This window comes from Sphingomonas pruni NBRC 15498, assembly GCF_001598455.1.
Classification (GTDB): Bacteria; Pseudomonadota; Alphaproteobacteria; order Sphingomonadales; family Sphingomonadaceae; genus Sphingomonas; species Sphingomonas pruni.
Genome location: NZ_BCYZ01000003.1, coordinates 1 through 18,023, shown reverse-complemented (window position 1 = coordinate 18,023; position 18,023 = coordinate 1). Strand labels below are relative to the sequence as shown.

The window sequence follows — 18,023 nt, the reverse complement described above, 5'->3', positions numbered from 1 at the left end:
ATCGATCGGCGGGCTTGGCGCGCATGTCCTGACGCTTGCCAGCGACACCGGACTGATCGATGCGGGCCTCAAGCTCCGCACCATGCGGCTGCCCGACATCTTCCAGGACCAGGACAAGCCCGAAGCCCAATATGCCCAGGCCGGGCTAGATGCCGACGCCATCGTCGATACCGCGCTCAAGGCCCTTCGCTATAACGATGCCAGCGCGATCGCGGAGTGCCAGCGGATATGAGGCGATTGGTGTTGGCTTTCCCCGCATTATTGTTTTTGGTGGGTGCAGCAGCGCCCCCGCATGGCGTCCTGACCATCGATGTCGGCAATGTCCGCATCGCCAAGGGCAACGTGCATGTGGACGTCTGTCCCGAGGCGAAATTCCTGAAGGACGACTGTCCCTGGTCCGGGAATGCCCGCGCCAAGGTAGGCGATACTCGGGTGACGGTCGCCAACCTGCCGGCCGGACGGTACGCCGTGCAGGCCTTTCTCGATGAGAACGGCAATGGTGAAGTCGACCGGGCCTTGTTCGGCATCCCGAAGGAGGGCGTCGGCTTCTCGAACGATGCCAAGATCGGCTTCGGCCCGCCAAAATTCGCCGAGGCGGTGTTCGCATTTGACGGCAACGCCCGCACTATCCATTTGAACCTGCGCTATTTCCTGGGTGCAAAGGGCCCATCGGCGCGCTGATCGTGCGGTCGCCGATTACGCCCATCGTCGCGGCAAGCGTGCGTCGTCCGTGGCTGACGATCATCCTCGTGTTGGTACTCGCAGCGCTCGCGCTATCGGTCACGGTCGACCGTTTCGCGATGACCACCGACACCGCCGAACTGATCTCTCCCAATGTCGAATGGCGTCAGCGGGAGCGGGCGATGGAGCAGGCATTCCCGCAGTTGCGCGACGTGATGCTGGTGATGGTCGACGGCGCGACCCCGGAACTGGCCGAGGATGGCGCGAGCCGGCTCGCAGCTCGGCTCGCCGCCGACAAGGCGCATTTCCGGCTGGTTACCCGTCCCGACGGAGGCGATTTCCTGGGGCGGGAAGGCCTGTTGTTTGGCTCCGAACAGGATGTGCGCGACACTACGGCGGCGTTGGTCGAAGCGCAGCCGATGCTCGGCCCCCTTGCCGCCGATCCCAGCCTGCGTGGCGTCGCGGGCGCCTTGTCGACCATTGCGGACGGGGTCCAGGCGGGCCAGGTGACGTTCGACGGGATCGACAAGCCGGTTCGTGCGCTGGGCGACGCCGCCGACGGCGTGCTCTCCGGCAAGCCGAAGTCGTTTTCGTGGCAGGCATTGTTCGCCGCCAAAAACGGGTCATTGGCGCCGCCGACGCGGCGGCTGATCCTCGCCCAGCCGATATTGGATCATAGCGCGCTGATGTCGGGCGAAGCGGCGGGCGACGCCGTTCGATCCGCCGCCGCCGCCCTAGGGCTCGATGCCGCGCATGGTGTAAAGGTGCAACTGACTGGCGAGGTGCCCTTGGCCGACGAGGAGTTCGGTACGCTCCAGGAGAATATCGGCCTGGTCGGGTTGGTGATGTTCGCGGCGATGTTGCTCACCTTGTGGTTCGCGACGCGATCGGTGCGCCTGGTCGCCGCGATCCTGACGACGATCGTGCTCGGTCTCCTCGTCACCATGGCGGCGGGTCTGGTCGCGGTCGGGCGCTTCAATCTGATCTCGGTCGCGTTCATCCCGCTCTTCGTTGGCCTGGGAGTCGATTTCGGCATCCAGATCTGCGTCCGCTACAATGCAGAGCGCGCGGACGGCGCCTCGTCCGATGCGGCGCTTCGCCAGGCGGCGGCAGCGCTCGGCGCTCCGCTGACGCTGGCGGCAGGCGCCATCTTCCTGGGCTTCGGGGCGTTCCTGCCGACTGCTTATGTCGGCATCGCCGAACTGGGCGTGATTGCCGGCTTGGGCATGATTGTCGCGCTGGCGCTGAGCGTGACGTTGTTGCCGGCGTTGGTAATGCTGTTTCGCCCCGGGCAGCCACGCGGCGACGTGGGATTCGCCGCGCTCGCGCCGGTCGACCGGTGGCTCGAACGCAAGCGCGCCATGGTGCTATGGGGATTCGCGATCGCGCTCGTCGCCAGCATCGCGATCCTTCCCTGGGTCAGCTTCGACTTCAACCCGCTGCATCTGCGCAATCCCGACGCGCCGGCAATGCGGGCATTGGCCGATTTGACGCGCGACCCCGATCGCACCCCGAACACGATCGACGTGCTGGCCGCCAATCCGACCGACGCGCGGATGATCGCCGGGAAGCTCTCCCGCTTGCCCGAGGTCGCCCGAGTGATCTCGCTCGACAGCTTCGTGCCCGAAGACCAGCAGGCCAAGCTGCCGATCATCCAGGACGCGGCCTTGTTGCTCGATGTGACGATCAATCCGCTCGATATCGCAGCACCGCCGACGGATGCCGACCTGGTCGCGTCGCTCTCGCAGAGCGCCGCCAAGTTGCGCATGGTCGCTGCGAACGGGCAGCAGCCCGGCACTCGCGATGTCTTGCGGCTCGCGACCTTGTTCGACCGGCTGGCCAGAAGTACGCCCCAAAAACGCGCCGAAATGAACGCGGCGGTGTCCCAGCCGCTCGACGTGATGCTCGGCCAGATTCGCCTTGCCTTGCAGGCGACAGCGATCACCCGTGCCGATCTCCCCGTAGAATTGGCCCGCGACTGGGTCACGCCCGACGGGCGCGTACGGCTCCAGGTCTTTCCCAGCGGTGATAGCAACGACAACGGTGTGATTCGCCGATTCCGGACCGCGGTCGCCAGCGTGACGCCAGCGATATCGGGCTTGCCGGTCGCGACCCAGGCAGCGGCCAATACCGTGGCCGGCGCGTTCGTCCAGGCCGGCATTCTGGCCTTCCTGTTGGTGAGCGCGCTGCTGTTCGTGGTGCTGCGCAACCTGCGCGAGGTAGCGTTCACGCTGGCGCCGGTGGTGCTGTCGATCTTCCTGACATTGGGCAGCTGCGTGCTGATCGGCCAGCCGATCAACTTCGCGAACATCATCGCTTTCCCGTTATTGTTCGGGGTCGGCGTCGCTTTCCATATCTATTTCGTGATGGCGTGGAGGGCAGGGGCAACCGGGCTGCTTCAGTCGAGCCTGGCCCGCGCCGTGATGTTCAGTGCGCTGGCCACCGGCACCGCGTTCGGCAGCCTGTGGCTGTCGCATCACCCGGGTACGGCAAGCATGGGCGAGATCCTGATGATCTCGTTGATCTGGACGCTGATCTGCGCGTTGATCTTCGAACCCGCCTTGCTCGGGCCGCCGAGGCGAGAGCCGGCGTGGAGATGATCGGACTGTCAGTTTTTCCGCGGTGGCTCCCTGAGTAGGATTCGAACCTACGGCCGCTCGATTAACAGTCGAGAGCTCTACCGCTGAGCTATCAGGGAACGTCACCGGAGCGCGCGTCTATACCGTCGCGCTTTAACGATGCAACCCCTGATTTCCGCCTGAATGCAGGCGCGGGCGTCAGGCGGTGAACTGCTCCATCGTGATGCGGTCGTCGAGCGCATGTTCGGGGTCGAACAACAAGGTCAGCTCACGCGAGCGGTCGATCGCGATATCGACCTGAGCGACGTCGCGCACCTCGTGCTGGTCGGCGACCGCCGATACCGGCCGCTTTGCCGCTTCGAGCACCTTGAGCGTGATTCGCGCCTTTTCGGGCAGGATCGCGCCTCGCCAGCGGCGCGGACGGAAAGCAGAAATCGGGGTGAGCGCGATCATCCCCGAACCGAGCGGAAGGATTGGGCCGCTCGCCGACAAATTATAGGCGGTCGATCCCGCCGGTGTCGCGGCCAAAATGCCGTCGCAGGCCAGTTCCGGGATCACCACCCGCTCGTTGACCGTGACTTCCAGCTTGGCGGTCTGCCGAGTTTCGCGGAGCAGAGAGACTTCGTTGATCGCCGGGTGAACGAAAGTCTCGCCCGCGATCGTCCGGGCCGTCATCTGGAGCGGCGTGACCTTGAACGGACGCGTCCGATCGAGCCGCGCGTCGAGCCCGTCGCGCCGCCAATCGTTCATCAGGAAACCGACCGTGCCCAGGTTCATGCCGAACACGGGCACCGGATCGCCGCGGCGATCGAGCATCGCGTGCAGCGTCTGGAGCATGAAGCCGTCGCCGCCCAGCGCCACGACCAAGTCCGCCTGATCGATCGGCACCCATTCGTAGGATTCGCGTAACTCGCGCTCGGCGGCCTGGGCGGGTGGGGTCGGCGACGCGACCAGCGCGCGCTTCATCCGCCGGTCACGCTCATATGCCGCCCGACCGCGGGCGCGGCACCTGCGGCGATGCGGAAATCGTGGCGCGCGGGCTTGATCGCCAGCGCTTCGTCGATCGCGGCATCGAGCCCGGCCGTGCCGCCGGTGCGCAACGCGACCTTCAGGTCCACCTGATCGTCATGTCCGAGACAGGCATAGAGCCGCCCCTCGGTAGTGAGTCGGACACGGTTGCAGCCGTCGCAAAAATTGGCGGTGAGAGGGGAGATCAGCCCCAACCGGGTGGGGCTGGCGCCGACGCGCCAATAGCGCGCGGGGCCTCCCGTCGAACGCGCGTCGCGGACCAGGTCGAACCGCCGCGACAGATCGTCGAACACGGCTGTCAGCGGCACGAACCTGTCTGCGCGGTCCTCGTCGATCGATCCCAGCGGCATGGTCTCGATCAGGCTGAGGTCGTGACCCTGCTCGACGCACCAGGCGAGCATGGCCGGAATCTCGTCCTGATTGAGATCCTTGAGCGCGACCATGTTGATCTTGATCGCAATTCCTGCCGCTGCCGCAGCGGCGATGCCGCCCAGCACGCGCGCCAGGTCGCCGTGGCGGGTGATGTGGCGAAAGCGGTCGGGATCGAGGCTGTCGAGACTGACGTTGATCCGACGAACGCCGGCGGCGCTGAGATCGTCGGCGACCTCCGCCAGACGCATGCCGTTGGTCGTCAGGGTCAATTCGTCGAGGCCGTTGCCGATTTGGCGTCCCAGCCGGTGCGCGAGATCGGTCATACCGCGGCGCACCAGCGGTTCTCCGCCGGTGAGCCGGATCTTGGTCACGCCGCGCGCGATGAAGCGCTCGGCAATCGCCGCGAGTTCGTCGATCTCGAGCAGTGCGTCGCGAGGGAGGAACCGCATGTCCTCGGCCATGCAATAGCGGCAGCGCAAATCGCAGCGATCGGTCACCGACACGCGCAGATAGCTGATCGTGCGGCCATGTCGGTCGATCAGGGCGGGGGCGGTCGCCATCGTGCTTCGACAGCTAGGGCGTCATACCCTTTGCGGCAACCCCGATTAGCTACGCTCGCGTTCCTATTGCGCATAGCCGATTGCGGATTGGCGAAGTGCTTCCGGCATGCGTAGAACCGCGCGCAATGGTCTCCAGCGAGCCCCAGACCGGAAACTCCCTGTTCCTGCTGTCGTTCAGGCAGCGCGGCGAATTGTCGGCGATCGCGGCGGAAGCCGGCTGGCGCGTGGTGGCCGCCCGGCGCGGCGAGGGCGCGGCGCGGCGCTATCTTGGCAGCGGCGCAGCCTTGGCCGTACTCGATGCGCGGGGCGCGCTGGGTGATGGGCTGGCTGCCGCCAAAGCTTTCGGGGAGGCGGCACGGGTCCGCGGGGGCGCCTTGCTCGTGCTGGTTTCGCGCGATGATGTCGCCGCACTTGGCGATTTCCACGCCGCCGGGGCGACGCATTTCCTGGCGAGTCCGTTCACCGAGGCCGAGTTCGCCCATGCGCTGCGCTATGCATGGCGATTCGTCGAACGCGTCGCCGGCGATTGGGATCGCGGGCGTGTGGTCGACCTGCTCGGCTGGCGCTATCATCGCCGCACGCGTCGCGTGCGGTTAACGCCCGCCTTGGCCAAGCGCTTAGATCTGGGCCAAGAGGTCTCGCTAGATATTGCTCTTCGCGCGCTGCCGCCTGAGGATCGCAGGGCAGCTGCGGCGGCGGTTCGCCGTGTCGGCAGCGGCGGGGCGACCGCGTTCGCGCACGATCATCCAGGGGTGGGCCGGCTGGTTCACCACATTCAGGCGACGACGGGCGATCCCTGGATTCACGGATTGATCGAGGAACTCGGTACCGCGCCCAATGCCGCGGCGGAAACCGAGGAGGCGATCGAAGGCGCGTTCGACGCCGGCGCGGCCCGCGCCTGGCTCGATCGCCGGCTGCAGCGCGGCGAACGCCCCAGCGCGGTGCTGATCGCGCTCAGCCGATTCGATCTCGTCAATAGCGGTTATGGTCGCCCGGCCGGCGACGCGCTGATCCGGGCGGCGGTCAGACGGATCGCCGGTGTCGCTCGCGCGACCCTCGGCAAGCGTCAGATCGTCGCACGGCAAAAGGGCCCCGAATTCCTTGTCGGGGTCGAGGAAGCGGCGAACGCGGAATCACTGGCCGGCGCGCTGGCCGAGTCATTGGCTCGGCCCTTCGCGATCGACGGCACATTGGTGGCGGTCGGGGCGCGCCTGGGGGTGGCTGCGGCGCGGGCCGACGAAACGATCGAAGCGCTGTTGCGGCGCGCCAATGACGCGCTGGACGATGCGCGCGCGTCCGACGGCGCGACGATCCGTATCGCCGACGAACCCGCCATCGCCGAGGCTTTGTCGGTCGATCTGCGCCGGGCGATCGACGGCAACGAAATCGCGGTGCTGTTCCAGCCCCAGGTCGCGATCGCGACGGGTAAAATCGTCGGGGTCGAAGCGCTCGCGCGATGGGAGCATCCGCGCTTCGGCGCGATCGGCGCCGATCAATTGTTCGCCGCGGCCGATCGCGCCGACCTGGGACTGGCCTTGTCCGACCATATCCAGCGGCTCGCACTCAGCCGGGCGGCGGCCTGGCCGGAGGCGCTTTTCAGGCTGCGCCTGTCGATCAACCTGACAGCCGCCGACATCGCCCGGCCAGGTTTCGCCGATATTCTGCTCGACCGCATCGATGCGTCGGGCTTCGCGCGGTCGCGGCTCACCGTCGAGATCACAGAAAGCGGGCTGATCGATGATCTCGGCGCGGCGGCGTCGCTGCTCACCGGGTTGAGGCAAGCAGGGTGCCGGGTAGCGATCGACGATTTCGGCACCGGCTATTCGAGCCTCGCCTATCTCAAGGCGCTGCCGCTCGATTATCTCAAGATCGACCGCAGGCTGGCGCAGGACATAAGCGGATCGCCGCGCGACCGCATCGTCGTGCGCGGTGTGATCGAAATGGCGTTGTCGCTGGGCCTGGCCGTCATCGCCGAGGGTGTCGAGACCGCCGAACAACTTGATCTCCTGGCCAAGGAAGGGTGCCAATATTATCAGGGCTTCCTGTGTGCCCAGCCGCTGACCAGCGCGGCGCTTGCCGATCTGGTCGCGAAGTGAGTGACGATCCGCAGAATCTCGGCGGGGTCTGGTACGGTCGCTACGATGCGTTGGGCTATGCCGATACCAATAGCTTCGTCGCACGGCTTGACGATGATGGCGGCGCGATCTCGGGAACGATCACCGAGCCCGATACCAGCGGCGGAACTGGAGTGAGGCGGGCCTTTGTCAGCGGCACTCGAAGCGCATCGGGACTCCGGTTCGTAAAGCAATATGACGGCGGTGCACTGGCACACGCGGTTCGCTATTCGGGCCAGATCAATAGCGACGCGACCGAGATATCAGGCACGTGGATAATCGTGAGACATCACGGCATCTTCACGATGCGCCGTGAGAAATTCGCCGAGATCGACCTCGAACGCGAAGAGGAGATCGAACTTGTCGGCCCTCAGGACGCCCTCTTCAGCCGCTGATCGACGATCCGCTCGAATTGCGCGCTGGCGCCCTTGGCCAGCATGTCGAGCAACACCAACGCGTCCTCGTCGATCGGGCGGCCGCTGCGCCAATAGGCGCCGACCGCCGCGACTGGCCCGCCGACACCGATCGGGGCGATCGCCAGGCCGACGAAGTAGATCGAAAGATAGGCTTCGACCGGCACGCGGAGATCGACGCGGATGTCGGGAATGACGATCGTCCGGCGCTGCGTCATCGCCATGCCCGAGATGCACGAACCGATCGGAAAGCGCCGCCCTGCCCATAAAGGCGCGATCGAATCCTCTCCGACATAATGGACCTGATCGCGCTCGCGCATCGCCACTGTCACCCCGTCACTGCCCAGGATGGCGCGCGCGCGCGACCGTAATATCTCCAGTATCTCGGCGAGCGACTGGGCTTTCGTCAGTGCATCGGTCGCGGCGGTCATGAGCCGCAAGCGTTTGAAACGGACCGTCTTCTCCATTCGCTCCTACCCCACGCGCGAATCCTGGCGTTACGCCCAGGGAGTAAAGATTAATTCTTTTTGGACCAATTTCTTGTCAGGTCAATCGATCGCGCAAATGCGCGGCGATCCGCATTGCGTTGGCGACGATGGTCAGCGTGGAAATTAGGGCGATGAGCCTATCCCGTTGCCTTCGCCAGTCCCTTCGACAATTGCAGCGCGCCATTGAGCCGCGCCTGCGGATCGCCCCATTCGCGGGCGATCACCAGCTTGCTGTCGGGACGCAGCTTGGCCACGCCATTGAGCCGCGCGACATAGGCGAGCAAGCTCTCGACATTGGGCGGCTTGTCGTCGTGGAAGCTGACCAGCGCACCCTTTGCGCCGACGTCGATCTTGGCGACGCACGCCTTTTTGGCGTTGAGCTTGATCTCGATGAGCTTGACCAAATTCGCGGTCGGCTCGGGCAGGGGGCCGAAACGGTCGATCATCTCGGCGGCGAACGCTTCGATTCCGTTCTGGTCGTCGAGTTCGTTGAGGCGCCGATAGAGACCCATGCGCAGGTCGAGATCCGGGACATAATCCTCCGGGATCATGATCGCGGCATCGACGGTGATCTGCGGGCTGAAATCGCGCGGACGCTGTGCCAGACCGCCGGCGCGGGCGTCGAGGATCGCCTCCTCGAGCATCGATTGGTAGAGTTCGTAGCCGACCTCGCGGATATGCCCCGATTGCTCGTCGCCGAGCAGATTGCCGGCGCCGCGAATGTCGAGATCGTGACTGGCGAGCTGGAACCCGGCGCCCAAGGTATCGAGATCCGACAGCACCTTGAGCCTTTTGTCGGCGGTCTCGGTAATGATGCGATTGGCCGGCGTCGTCAGATAGGCATAGGCCCGCGTCTTGGCGCGTCCGACGCGCCCGCGCAGCTGATAGAGCTGGGCGAGGCCGAAGCGGTCGGCGCGATGGACGATCATCGTGTTGGCGCTGGGAATGTCGAGGCCGCTTTCGACAATCGTGGTCGACACCAAAACCTCGAACTTCTTGTCGTAGAACGCAGACATCCGCTCCTCGACTTCACCCGCCGCCATCTGACCGTGGGCGACGACGTAACGCACCTCCGGCACATGCTCGCGCAGGAACTCCTCGATCTCGGGCAGGTCCTTGATCCTGGGCGTGACGAAGAAGCTCTGCCCGCCGCGATAATGTTCGCGCAGCAACGCTTCGCGCAGCACTACCGGGTCCCACGGCATAACGTAGGTGCGTACCGCCAAGCGGTCGACCGGCGGGGTCTGGATGACCGACAGCTCGCGCAAGCCCGACATCGCCATCTGCAAGGTGCGCGGGATCGGCGTAGCAGTCAGCGTCAGGACGTGAACGTCGGTCTTGAGCGCCTTGAGGCGTTCCTTGTGGGTCACGCCGAAACGCTGTTCTTCGTCGACCACGACCAGGCCGAGGCGCTTGAACTCGACGCCCTTGGCCAGGATCGCGTGGGTGCCGATGACGACATCGATCGTACCGTCGGCCAGGCCTTCCTTGACCGCCTTGGCCTCGGCGGTGCCGACCAGCCGCGACAGGCGGCCGACGTTGATCGGGAACCCTTCGAAGCGCGCGACGAAATTATTGTAATGCTGGCGGGCGAGCAGGGTGGTGGGGCATACGACCGCGACCTGCATGCCGCCCATCGCGGCGACGAACGCGGCACGCAAGGCGACCTCGGTCTTGCCAAAGCCGACATCGCCGACGATCAGCCGGTCCATCGGCTTGCCCGATGCGAGGTCGTCGAGCGATTCGGCGATCGCGCGGTCCTGATCGTCGGTTTCCTGATAGGGGAAGCGGTCGACGAACGCCGGGTAGCCCGATGAATCGGGTTGGGCGACATCGGCCTGGCGCAACGCGCGCAGGGCGGCGGTCGCGATCAGCTCGCCGGCGATCTCGCGGATGCGCTCCTTCATCCGCGCCTTGCGGCGCTGCCACGCCTCGCCGCCGAGGCGGTCGAGCGTGCCGCCCTCGTCGCCGCCATAGCGGCTCAGGACTTCGAGATTCTCGACCGGGACGTAGAGCTTGTCGCCGCCGGCATAGGTCAATGCGACGCAATCGTGCGGCGCCTTCTGCACCGGGATCTGGGTCAGGCCCTCGTACCGCCCGATGCCGTGGTCTGCATGGACGACCAGGTCGCCTGGGGTCAGCGTCGCCAGTTCCGCCAGGAAAGCATCGGCCGACTTCTTGCGGCGATTGCGGCGCACCAGACGGTCGCCGAGCATGTCCTGCTCGGTGAGCAAGGCGATGTCGGGCGCGGTGAAACCATGATTGAGCGGCAGGATCGTGAGCGCGACGCCGTGGTCCGCGGCCCCCTGCGCTTCCTGCCAGGTGTCGACAAGCTTCAGCGCGGTCAGCTCGTGGTCCCTGAGCAGCCCGGCGAGGCGTTCGCGCGACCCGGCCGAATAGCTGGCCAGGATCGGTTTCTTGCCCTCTTTCCGTAGCTTGCCGAGATGCTCTACGACTGCTTCGTAGATGTTGACGCCGCTCGCACGTTCGGGTGCGAAGTCGCGCGGGCCGTCGACCTCGAAATCGAGCACGGTGTCGCTCGCCGGCTCATGGAACTGCGTCGCGAGGTGCACTTTGGCCTGATCGAGCCGCGTCGCCCATTCTTCGGGCAGTATATAGAGCGCGTTGGGCGCGAGCGGACGATAACTGCCGGGATCGCTCGATTGCGCCCTCAAGCGGTTGGCGTGATAGTCCGACACCGCTTCGAACCGCTGTTCGGCGGCTGCGGTGACTCCCGATTCGCGGATCACCAGTGCGTCGTCGCCGAGATGATCGAACAAAGTCTCAAGCCGGTCCTCGAACATCGGCAGCCAATGTTCCATCCCGGCCAGTCGCCGGCCGTCGCTGATCGCCTGATAAAGCGGATCGCCGGTCGCGGTGGCGCCGAACTTCTCGCGATAACGCGTGCGGAAGCGCTTGACCGATTCCTCGTCGAGCAATGCTTCGGATGCCGGCAGCAGGGTGAACCCGTCGACCCGGCCCGTCGTGCGCTGATCGGCGGCATCGAAGGTGCGGACGCTCTCGATCTCGTCGCCGAAGAAGTCGAGACGCAGCGCCTGCTCCTCGCCGCTCGGAAACAGATCGACCAATCCGCCGCGCACCGCGAACTCGCCCTGGTCGTGGACGGTATCGGTGCGGACGTAACCGTTAGCCGAGAGCAATGCGGCTAGCTTGTCGCGCCCGATCCGCTCGCCCGGCGCGAGCCGCGCCACCAGCTGGCGGATGCGGAACGGAGTCAGCGTGCGCTGGGTCGCGGCATTGGCGGTGGTGACGACCAGCTGCGGCTTCTTTGGCGCCTGTTGCAGGCGATGGAGGGCGGCCAGGCGTTCGGCCATGACGCGCAGGGTCGGGCTTGCCCGGTCATAAGGCAGGCAGTCCCAGGCCGGATAGGTGACGATCTCGAGCTCGGGCGCGAAATACCCCGCGGTCGCCGCGACCGCGCGCATCTCCGCCTCGTCGGGTGCGATCAGGACGACGCGCCCGGGGGCCTGCGCGCGGGCGAGGTCGGCGAGCAAAACCGGCAGGAATCCCGCCGGGACGCCGGCGAGAGTCAGGGGAGCTTTCGCGGAGAGGATTTTGCGCGGGTCGGTCATTGCTTCTTCTCCCCTACCTGGAAGGGAGGGGTTGGGGGTGGGTATCGGCGCGTTAGCGCCGATCGATCGGCTTGGGGCTCATCCAGGACGCTCACCCGGCTGAAGCCGGGGTCGCGACCCACCCCTTGATCCCCTCCCTTGCAGGGAGGGGAAATTGTTACTTCTCGATCGGCACGAAATTCAGTTGCTTCATCGCGTCGATCATCGGCCCTTGCCATTGCGCCGGTACGTCCTGTGTCCCGATCGCCCAGGCCATGATGTCGACGTCCTGTTCTTCCAGGAAAGTCTCGAACCAGTCGATCTCGGCATCGTTCCACGTCGCACCATGCGCGTCGAAGAATCCGCCGATCATCAAATCGGCTTCCTTGGTGCCGCGGTGCCAGGCACGGAAGCGCAGGCGTTTGAGGCGGATCTCGCGGTCCATGAAACTCCAACGGCGATTGGCCGGCGGCGCGTTGAGGCGCAGCCGGCGGTTGAGATTGACAGCGTTTCGAACGGTCCCGAAACGCTGTAAGCGCTCCAAATAGTCATGCGCCCCGATATCCTCAACCCGCTCTTTGCCGAAGTGACCGCGCTCAAGGGCGTGGGGCCCGGGCTCGCCAAGCCGCTCGACCGGCTGGGGCTGCATCGCGTGGTCGATGTCGCGTTCCATCTGCCGACCGGCTTCATCGACCGCGTGCCGCGCGACGAGCTCGACATGGCCGATGCCGGGCGGACGATCGCGATCACCGTGACGCCGGTCGATTATCGCACCAGCAGTAGCCCGCGTGGGCCGACGCGCGTCCACGCCACCGATGCGAAGGGCAATTATGTCAGCCTGATCTATTTCGGCGGCTCGACCGGATGGGTGAAGAAATTGCTGCCGCTGGGCGAGTCCAAGCGCATTTCGGGCAAGCTCGACATGTATGGCCAGGAATTGCAGATCGTCCATCCCGACCTGGCTGATCCGGAGGAGGGATTTCGCGAGCGCGAGGCGATCTATCCGCTATCGGAAGGGCTGACATCGCGCCGGCTGGGCCAGATGGCGCATCAGGCGATCGAGCGCGCGCCCGATCTGCCCGAGTGGATCGAGCCGGGCGTCAAGGCACAGCATCAATGGCCCGATTGGCGCGACGCATTGGCGCGTGCGCACGCCGATCCCGCCGACCACAAAGCGCGCGAGCGGCTCGCCTATGACGAATTGTTCGCCAATCAGCTCGCCTTCATGCTCGTGCGGCAATCGTCGCGGGCGCGTAAGGGCCGGCCGCTCAACGGCGATGGGCGGCTGCGCGGCATGCTCGACCTGCCTTACGCGCCGACCAACGCGCAGGCGCGGACGATCCGCGAGATCGAGGGCGACCTGGCGCAATCGGCGCCGATGCTGCGGTTGCTCCAGGGCGATGTCGGCTCGGGCAAGACCCTGGTCGCGACGATGGCGCTGCTGATGGCGGTCGAGGCTGGCGCGCAGGGGGCGTTCCTGGCGCCGACCGAAATCCTGGCGCGGCAGCATTACGATACGCTGCGGCGGATGCTCGCCGGACTGCCGGTCAATGTCGCGGTGCTGACCGGCCGCGACAAGGGTAGGGTGCGCGAATCGACGTTGATGGGTTTGGCCGATGGATCGATCCATATTCTGGTCGGCACTCACGCCATCTTCCAGGAGGCGGTTGCCTATCGCGACTTGGCGTTGGTCGTCGTCGACGAGCAACACCGCTTCGGCGTCGCGCAGCGGCTGCTGCTGCAGGAAAAGGGATCGGCACCGCATCTGTTGGCAATGACCGCGACGCCCATCCCCCGTACGCTGACGCTCGCGCAATATGGCGAGATGGATGTCAGCCGGCTCGACGAGATGCCGCCGGGACGTCAGCCGATCGAAACACGCGTGATGTCGGAGGACCGGCTGGGCGAGATCGTCGAGGCGCTGGGGCGCCATCTCGACGGCGGTCGACAGGCCTATTGGGTGTGTCCTTTGGTCGAGGAGAGCGAGAAATCGGATCTTGCCGCGGCCGAAGCGCGGGCGGGGTCGCTCCAGGCGCGGTTCGGCGATCGCGTCGGGCTGATCCACGGCCGCATGAAGCCCGCCGAGAAGGACGCGGTGATGGCGCGCTTCGCGAGCGGCGACCTCGGCGTGTTAGTCGCGACCACGGTGATCGAGGTCGGCGTCGACGTGCCCAACGCCACATTGATCGTGATCGAGCATGCCGACCGCTTCGGCCTTGCCCAGCTTCACCAGCTTCGCGGGCGTGTCGGCCGGGGGACGGGGCGTTCGATCTGCCTGCTGATCCGCGGCAACGGACTGAGCGAGACGTCGCGCGCGCGGCTGGCGCTCATGCGCGAGACCAATGACGGCTTCCGTATCGCCGAGGAGGATCTCCGGCTGCGCGGCGCCGGCGAAATGCTCGGCACGCGGCAATCGGGCGAACAGGGATTCCGGTTGGCGACGCCCGAACAATTATCGGCGCTGTTGCCGATCGCCAATGACGACGCCCGGCTGATGATCGATCGCGACGGCGGACTCGATGGCCCGCGCGGTCATGCGGCTCGGACGGCGCTTTATCTGTTCGAGCGCGATGCTGGGGTGCAGTTGCTACGATCGGGTTGAGCGGCCCGCTCTACAGCCCTCAGCGAATGTTCTTGAGCAAAGCGGCGAGGAGTTCGTAATATTCGGCCATACCGATCGGCCGGTCGAGCTCGCAGCCGATGCGCCCACCGAGCGACCAACGAACCTCGGCGACGACGACGCCGACCACCGGCAGGGTGATATGCAACCGCTCGCCGACCGGTCGGTCGACATCGACCCGTGCCATCAATCCTTGCGCCGACATGTTCACGACCAGGATCGACACCGGCCGGGCATCGCTGCCGAAAGCGCGGGCACGGTAATGAACTTCATCCCGTGGAGCATCGCGCTGATCGCTATAGGCCAGTGCCGCGCCCATCGATTCCTTTCCTGTTCGCCGCAATGAGTAACGACCAGCGCATGAAAAGCTTGAAAAGGAACGTGTTTAACGCGTGTTAGCGATATTTTATGCCGGCGTGAGCAGCCCGTGATTTTTCTTGCCCGCCGACACGCGCACCGGGTTTGCGCCGATTGCGATGGTGAACGCCTCATCCGCCACCTTCTCGCCATCCACGCGCGCACCGCCGCCTGCGATCAGCCGCCGCGCTTCGCCCTTCGATGCGCAGAAACCCAGGCCGATCAGCGCGTCGACGATCCCGATCGATCCGGACGCGGCAAACATGGGCAGTGCTTCGCCGCTCGCGCCTTCCTCGAACGTCTTGCGCGCGGTCTCGGCTGCCAGGTCAGCTGCTTCCCTGCCGCGGCACAAGGCGGTCGCCTCATTGGCGAGCACGATCTTGGCCTGATTGATCTCGGCACCCTCGAGCGATTCGAGCCGGGCGATTTCGTCGAGCGGCAGATCGGTGAACAGCCGCAGGAACCGGCCGACGTCGCGGTCGTCGACGTTACGCCAATATTGCCAATAATCGTAAGCCGGCAGCGCATCGTCGTTGAGCCATACAGCGCCCGCCGCGGTCTTGCCCATTTTCGACCCGTCGGCGTTGGTGATCAGCGGGGTGGTCAGCCCGAATACCTCGGTCCCATCGACGCGGCGCGATAGCTCGATGCCGTTGACGATATTGCCCCATTGGTCGGAGCCGCCCATCTGCAGCCGGCATGCCGAACGGCGAGATAATTCCAGGAAATCATAGGCCTGGAGGATCATGTAGTTGAATTCGAGGAACGTCAGCGGCTGCTCGCGGTCGAGCCGCAGCTTGACCGAATCGAATGCCAGCATGCGGTTGATCGTGAAATGCCGTCCGATGTCGCGCAGGAACGGAATATATTCCAGCGCGTCGAGCCAGTCGGCATTGTTGACCATCACCGCGTCGGTCGGGCCGTCGCCGAACGTCAGGAAGCGTTCGAACACGCGACGGATCGACGCGATGTTTGCGCCGATCGCCGCATCGTCGAGCAGCTTTCGGCTCTCGTCCTTGCCCGACGGATCGCCGACCTTGGTCGTGCCGCCGCCCATCAGGACGATCGGCTTATGCCCTGCCTGCTGCAACCGGCGCAGCATCATGATCTGGACCATCGACCCGATATGCAGCGACGGCGCCGTGGCATCGAAGCCGATATAGCCGGGCACGACCCGCTTCGAGGCGAGTGCATCGAGCGCACTCGCATCGGTCACCTGGTGGATATAACCGCGCTCATCGAGCAGGCGGAGCAGGTCGGATCTGTATTCGGTCATGATGGCGGCGCGGGTAGCACCGCCACTAGCGACTCGGCAACTTCGACAGAGGGTCGATCGGCGTGCGGCCCTGACGGAGCTCGAAATGCACTTCCGGCCGGTCGGCGAACCCGGTGTCGCCCGACAGCGCGATCGTCTGGCCGCGCTTGACCGCCTGGCCGCGCGTCACGATCACGCGGCTGGCATGGCCATAAACGCTGGTCCAGCCATTGCCGTGCCGGACCATCACCAACCCGCCGAGCCCGGCGATGCTGTCGGTGGTGTAGATTACCACACCATCGGCCGCGGCTTTGATCGGCGTCCCGAGCGGCACCGCGATCTTGATCCCGTCGTTACGCTCGCCGCTCGCGCCGCTGCCGAAACGTTTGACGACCTTGCCGCTCGCGACGGGCCAGAGGAACGGGCCGCTGAGCGGCGAGGGCGCGCCCACCGCGGCGGTCGACGGCAGCGCCCTGGTCACCGAGCTGGCCGGGCGAACCGGCCTGACATTGTCGGGAATGGCGGGTTCGCCACCGCCGGTGGCGATGTCACCAAGGTCGATCTTGAACGCCGCCGCGCGCTCGGCGAGCGTCTGGGGCGGCCGCGCGCCGCCGGGGATCAGGATGCGACGGCCCGACCGTAGCACATAGGGCTCGACCAAATCATTGGCGGTGACGATGTCGGCCCAGCGGACGCCATAGGCCCGCGCGATCGCGATGCCCGATTCGCCCGGCCGGACCAGGTGATAGCGGCCGCCGGGAATGCGCAATTGCTGGCCGGTGCGAATCGTGAAGGGAAATTCCAGGCCATTCGCTTTGGCAATGACCTCGGACCCTGATCCAGCCTTATCGGCGATGCCTCGCAACGTGTCGCCGGGCCGCACGATATAGCTCGATTCAGCGATCATCCTCGCATCGGGTGTGACGGGCCGCGCTTCCCAGGCGGGGGGCGCCGAGGGCGGGGCGGGGACCTCGCTGTGCTGCGATGGCGAGTCGTAATCGGCCATGGGCGGCGACCCCGCATCCGATGGCCGCGCATAGTCGGTCTGCGGGATGCAGCCCGAGAGACCGAATATCAAAAAGACGAGTGTGATCATTCGCATCGCGGGCCCCCCCCAGCGTTATCGATACGCTTTCTCCAGCATAGCCAGCGAATCGCGATGCGTCAGGTCCATCTGTAATGGCGTCACCGTCACGTAACCCATTTCGATCGCTTCCAGATCGGTATCGGCCGCCGGCGTGTGCTCGATGCGACCAAGACCCATCCAGTAATAAGCGAAACCGCGAGGGTCGGTGCGCTCGATCATCTTGACCCGGCCATAGTCGCGCAGCCCTTGGTGGACGACGCGTACGCCTTTCACCTTGTCCGGCGGGATCGGCGGGAAATTGACGTTGACCACGACGCGCGAATCGACCGGCGCGGCGATCAGCGGCGCGAGCACGCGCTCGCCCCACGCTTCGGCGGTCTCGAAGGTAACGTCATGGCCGGGCGCTTCGGCCCCATAACGCTGGCTGATCGCGATCGATCGGATGCCGGCGAGCGCACCTTCCATCGCCGCACCGATCGTGCCCGAATAAAAGACGTCCTCACCGAGATTGGCGCCGCGATTGACTCCCGACAGGATCAGATCGGGCTTGGCGTCGCGCATGACGTTGGCCAGCGCGAACATCACGGCATCGGTGGGCGTGCCGCCGACCGCATAACGCTTGTCGTCGAAACGCTTGACGCGCAGCGGCTCGGTGAGCGTCAGCGAGCGGCCCTTGCCGGATTGCTCCTCGGCCGGCGCCACGATGGTGATATCGTCGGAAAAACGCCGCGCCAGACGTTCGAGCACGGCAAGACCGGGCGCGTCATAGCCGTCATCGTTGGTGAGGAGGATCCGCATCTCAAATCCTCCCTGCGCGAAGCGCGGGGAGGGGGACCGCTCGGCGCAGCCGAGTGGTGGAGGGGCCGCAGTCGCGTAAGCGGCGAGGACGGGACATT

At 65.7% G+C, this 18,023-nt stretch carries 14 protein-coding genes, 1 tRNA gene and 1 pseudogene; 6 read left to right on the top strand and 10 right to left on the bottom strand.

Going from position 1 to position 18,023, the window contains the following annotated elements:
• From SPR01S_RS01205 to hpnN, 3 genes and pseudogenes are all read left to right on the top strand, one after another.
• Positions 1-232, top strand: a pseudogene (locus SPR01S_RS01205) (1-deoxy-D-xylulose-5-phosphate synthase); the annotation flags it as partial.
• An 8-nt stretch (positions 233-240) separates the two neighbouring features.
• Positions 241-681 (top strand): DUF2141 domain-containing protein, encoded by a 441-nt coding sequence (locus SPR01S_RS01200; protein ID WP_245661823.1) that lies wholly within the window; start codon positions 241-243, stop codon positions 679-681.
• Positions 681-3,281, top strand: coding sequence for a hopanoid transporter HpnN (hpnN, locus tag SPR01S_RS01195; RefSeq protein WP_066583790.1), 2,601 nt, complete (start codon positions 681-683; stop codon positions 3,279-3,281). The genes SPR01S_RS01200 and hpnN overlap by 1 nt, the downstream gene beginning before the upstream one ends.
• 23 nt (positions 3,282-3,304) lie before the next feature.
• On the opposite strand, the gene SPR01S_RS01190 is transcribed toward hpnN, so the two are convergent.
• From SPR01S_RS01190 to moaA, 3 genes are all read right to left on the bottom strand, one after another.
• Positions 3,305-3,379 (bottom strand) — tRNA-Asn (locus SPR01S_RS01190).
• Positions 3,380-3,458: 79 nt separating this feature from the next.
• Positions 3,459-4,226 (bottom strand): NAD kinase, encoded by a 768-nt coding sequence (locus tag SPR01S_RS01185; RefSeq protein WP_066583783.1) that lies wholly within the window; start codon positions 4,224-4,226, stop codon positions 3,459-3,461.
• Complete coding sequence (gene moaA / locus SPR01S_RS01180) at positions 4,223-5,221, bottom strand: GTP 3',8-cyclase MoaA (RefSeq protein WP_066583780.1); 999 nt, start codon at positions 5,219-5,221, stop codon at positions 4,223-4,225. Before moaA ends, SPR01S_RS01185 begins: the two co-directional genes overlap by 4 nt.
• Positions 5,222-5,346: 125 nt before the next feature.
• Here moaA and SPR01S_RS01175 point away from each other — a divergent pair, with 125 nt between their 5' ends.
• Together SPR01S_RS01175 and SPR01S_RS01170 are read left to right on the top strand one after the other, a co-directional pair.
• Positions 5,347-7,317, top strand: a complete 1,971-nt coding sequence (locus SPR01S_RS01175; RefSeq protein WP_066583778.1) for a putative bifunctional diguanylate cyclase/phosphodiesterase — start codon at positions 5,347-5,349, stop codon at positions 7,315-7,317.
• On the top strand, positions 7,314-7,730 hold the full coding sequence (locus SPR01S_RS01170; protein WP_066583776.1) for a hypothetical protein: 417 nt from the start codon (positions 7,314-7,316) through the stop codon (positions 7,728-7,730). Before SPR01S_RS01175 ends, SPR01S_RS01170 begins: the two co-directional genes overlap by 4 nt.
• Here the strand turns inward: SPR01S_RS01170 and SPR01S_RS01165 are convergent.
• From SPR01S_RS01165 to SPR01S_RS01155, 3 genes are all read right to left on the bottom strand, one after another.
• Positions 7,706-8,215, bottom strand: coding sequence for a GAF domain-containing protein (locus tag SPR01S_RS01165; RefSeq protein ID WP_066583775.1), 510 nt, complete (start codon positions 8,213-8,215; stop codon positions 7,706-7,708). The two genes, SPR01S_RS01170 and SPR01S_RS01165, sit on opposite strands and share 25 nt — an antisense overlap.
• Positions 8,216-8,373: 158 nt before the next feature.
• Positions 8,374-11,829: a transcription-repair coupling factor gene (gene mfd, locus SPR01S_RS01160; RefSeq protein WP_066583773.1), complete on the bottom strand. Its 3,456-nt coding sequence runs from the start codon at positions 11,827-11,829 to the stop codon at positions 8,374-8,376.
• A gap of 157 nt (positions 11,830-11,986) precedes the next feature.
• Positions 11,987-12,253, bottom strand: coding sequence for an FAD assembly factor SdhE (locus tag SPR01S_RS01155; RefSeq protein WP_066583795.1), 267 nt, complete (start codon positions 12,251-12,253; stop codon positions 11,987-11,989).
• A gap of 105 nt (positions 12,254-12,358) precedes the next feature.
• On the opposite strand from SPR01S_RS01155, the gene recG reads away from it, so the two are divergent.
• Positions 12,359-14,410 (top strand): ATP-dependent DNA helicase RecG, encoded by a 2,052-nt coding sequence (recG, locus tag SPR01S_RS01150; RefSeq protein WP_066583771.1) that lies wholly within the window; start codon positions 12,359-12,361, stop codon positions 14,408-14,410.
• 19 nt (positions 14,411-14,429) lie between these two features.
• Here recG and SPR01S_RS01145 read toward each other — a convergent pair whose 3' ends face one another.
• The 4 genes from SPR01S_RS01145 to surE form a co-directional block, all read right to left on the bottom strand.
• Complete coding sequence (locus SPR01S_RS01145; RefSeq protein ID WP_066583763.1) at positions 14,430-14,747, bottom strand: PilZ domain-containing protein; 318 nt, start codon at positions 14,745-14,747, stop codon at positions 14,430-14,432.
• An 87-nt stretch (positions 14,748-14,834) separates the two neighbouring features.
• Positions 14,835-16,061 carry a tyrosine--tRNA ligase gene (tyrS, locus tag SPR01S_RS01140; RefSeq protein WP_066583761.1) on the bottom strand — a complete coding sequence of 409 codons (1,227 nt, stop codon included), beginning with the start codon at positions 16,059-16,061 and terminating at the stop codon, positions 14,835-14,837.
• A 25-nt stretch (positions 16,062-16,086) separates the two neighbouring features.
• Positions 16,087-17,142 (bottom strand): M23 family metallopeptidase, encoded by a 1,056-nt coding sequence (locus tag SPR01S_RS01135; RefSeq protein WP_157081837.1) that lies wholly within the window; start codon positions 17,140-17,142, stop codon positions 16,087-16,089.
• A gap of 18 nt (positions 17,143-17,160) precedes the next feature.
• Entirely contained in the window at positions 17,161-17,925 is a 765-nt protein-coding gene (gene surE, locus SPR01S_RS01130; RefSeq protein WP_066583757.1) for a 5'/3'-nucleotidase SurE, read from the bottom strand.
• Positions 17,926-18,023: the final 98 nt, after the last annotated feature.

Bases quoted from the DNA above. Each gene is read 5' to 3' on its own strand.
- surE (WP_066583757.1), bottom strand. From the start codon at position 17,925: ATGCGGATCCTCCTCACCAACGATGACGGCTATGACGCGCCCGGTCTT.
- recG (WP_066583771.1), top strand. From the start codon at position 12,359: ATGCGCCCCGATATCCTCAACCCGCTCTTTGCCGAAGTGACCGCGCTC.
- tyrS (WP_066583761.1), bottom strand. From the start codon at position 16,061: ATGACCGAATACAGATCCGACCTGCTCCGCCTGCTCGATGAGCGCGGT.
- SPR01S_RS01165 (WP_066583775.1), bottom strand. From the start codon at position 8,215: ATGGAGAAGACGGTCCGTTTCAAACGCTTGCGGCTCATGACCGCCGCG.
- SPR01S_RS01135 (WP_157081837.1), bottom strand. From the start codon at position 17,142: ATGCGAATGATCACACTCGTCTTTTTGATATTCGGTCTCTCGGGCTGC.
- SPR01S_RS01185 (WP_066583783.1), bottom strand. From the start codon at position 4,226: ATGAAGCGCGCGCTGGTCGCGTCGCCGACCCCACCCGCCCAGGCCGCC.
- mfd (WP_066583773.1), bottom strand. From the start codon at position 11,829: ATGACCGACCCGCGCAAAATCCTCTCCGCGAAAGCTCCCCTGACTCTC.
- SPR01S_RS01155 (WP_066583795.1), bottom strand. From the start codon at position 12,253: ATGGACCGCGAGATCCGCCTCAAACGCCTGCGCTTCCGTGCCTGGCAC.
- SPR01S_RS01175 (WP_066583778.1), top strand. From the start codon at position 5,347: ATGGTCTCCAGCGAGCCCCAGACCGGAAACTCCCTGTTCCTGCTGTCG.
- moaA (WP_066583780.1), bottom strand. From the start codon at position 5,221: ATGGCGACCGCCCCCGCCCTGATCGACCGACATGGCCGCACGATCAGC.
- SPR01S_RS01145 (WP_066583763.1), bottom strand. From the start codon at position 14,747: ATGGGCGCGGCACTGGCCTATAGCGATCAGCGCGATGCTCCACGGGAT.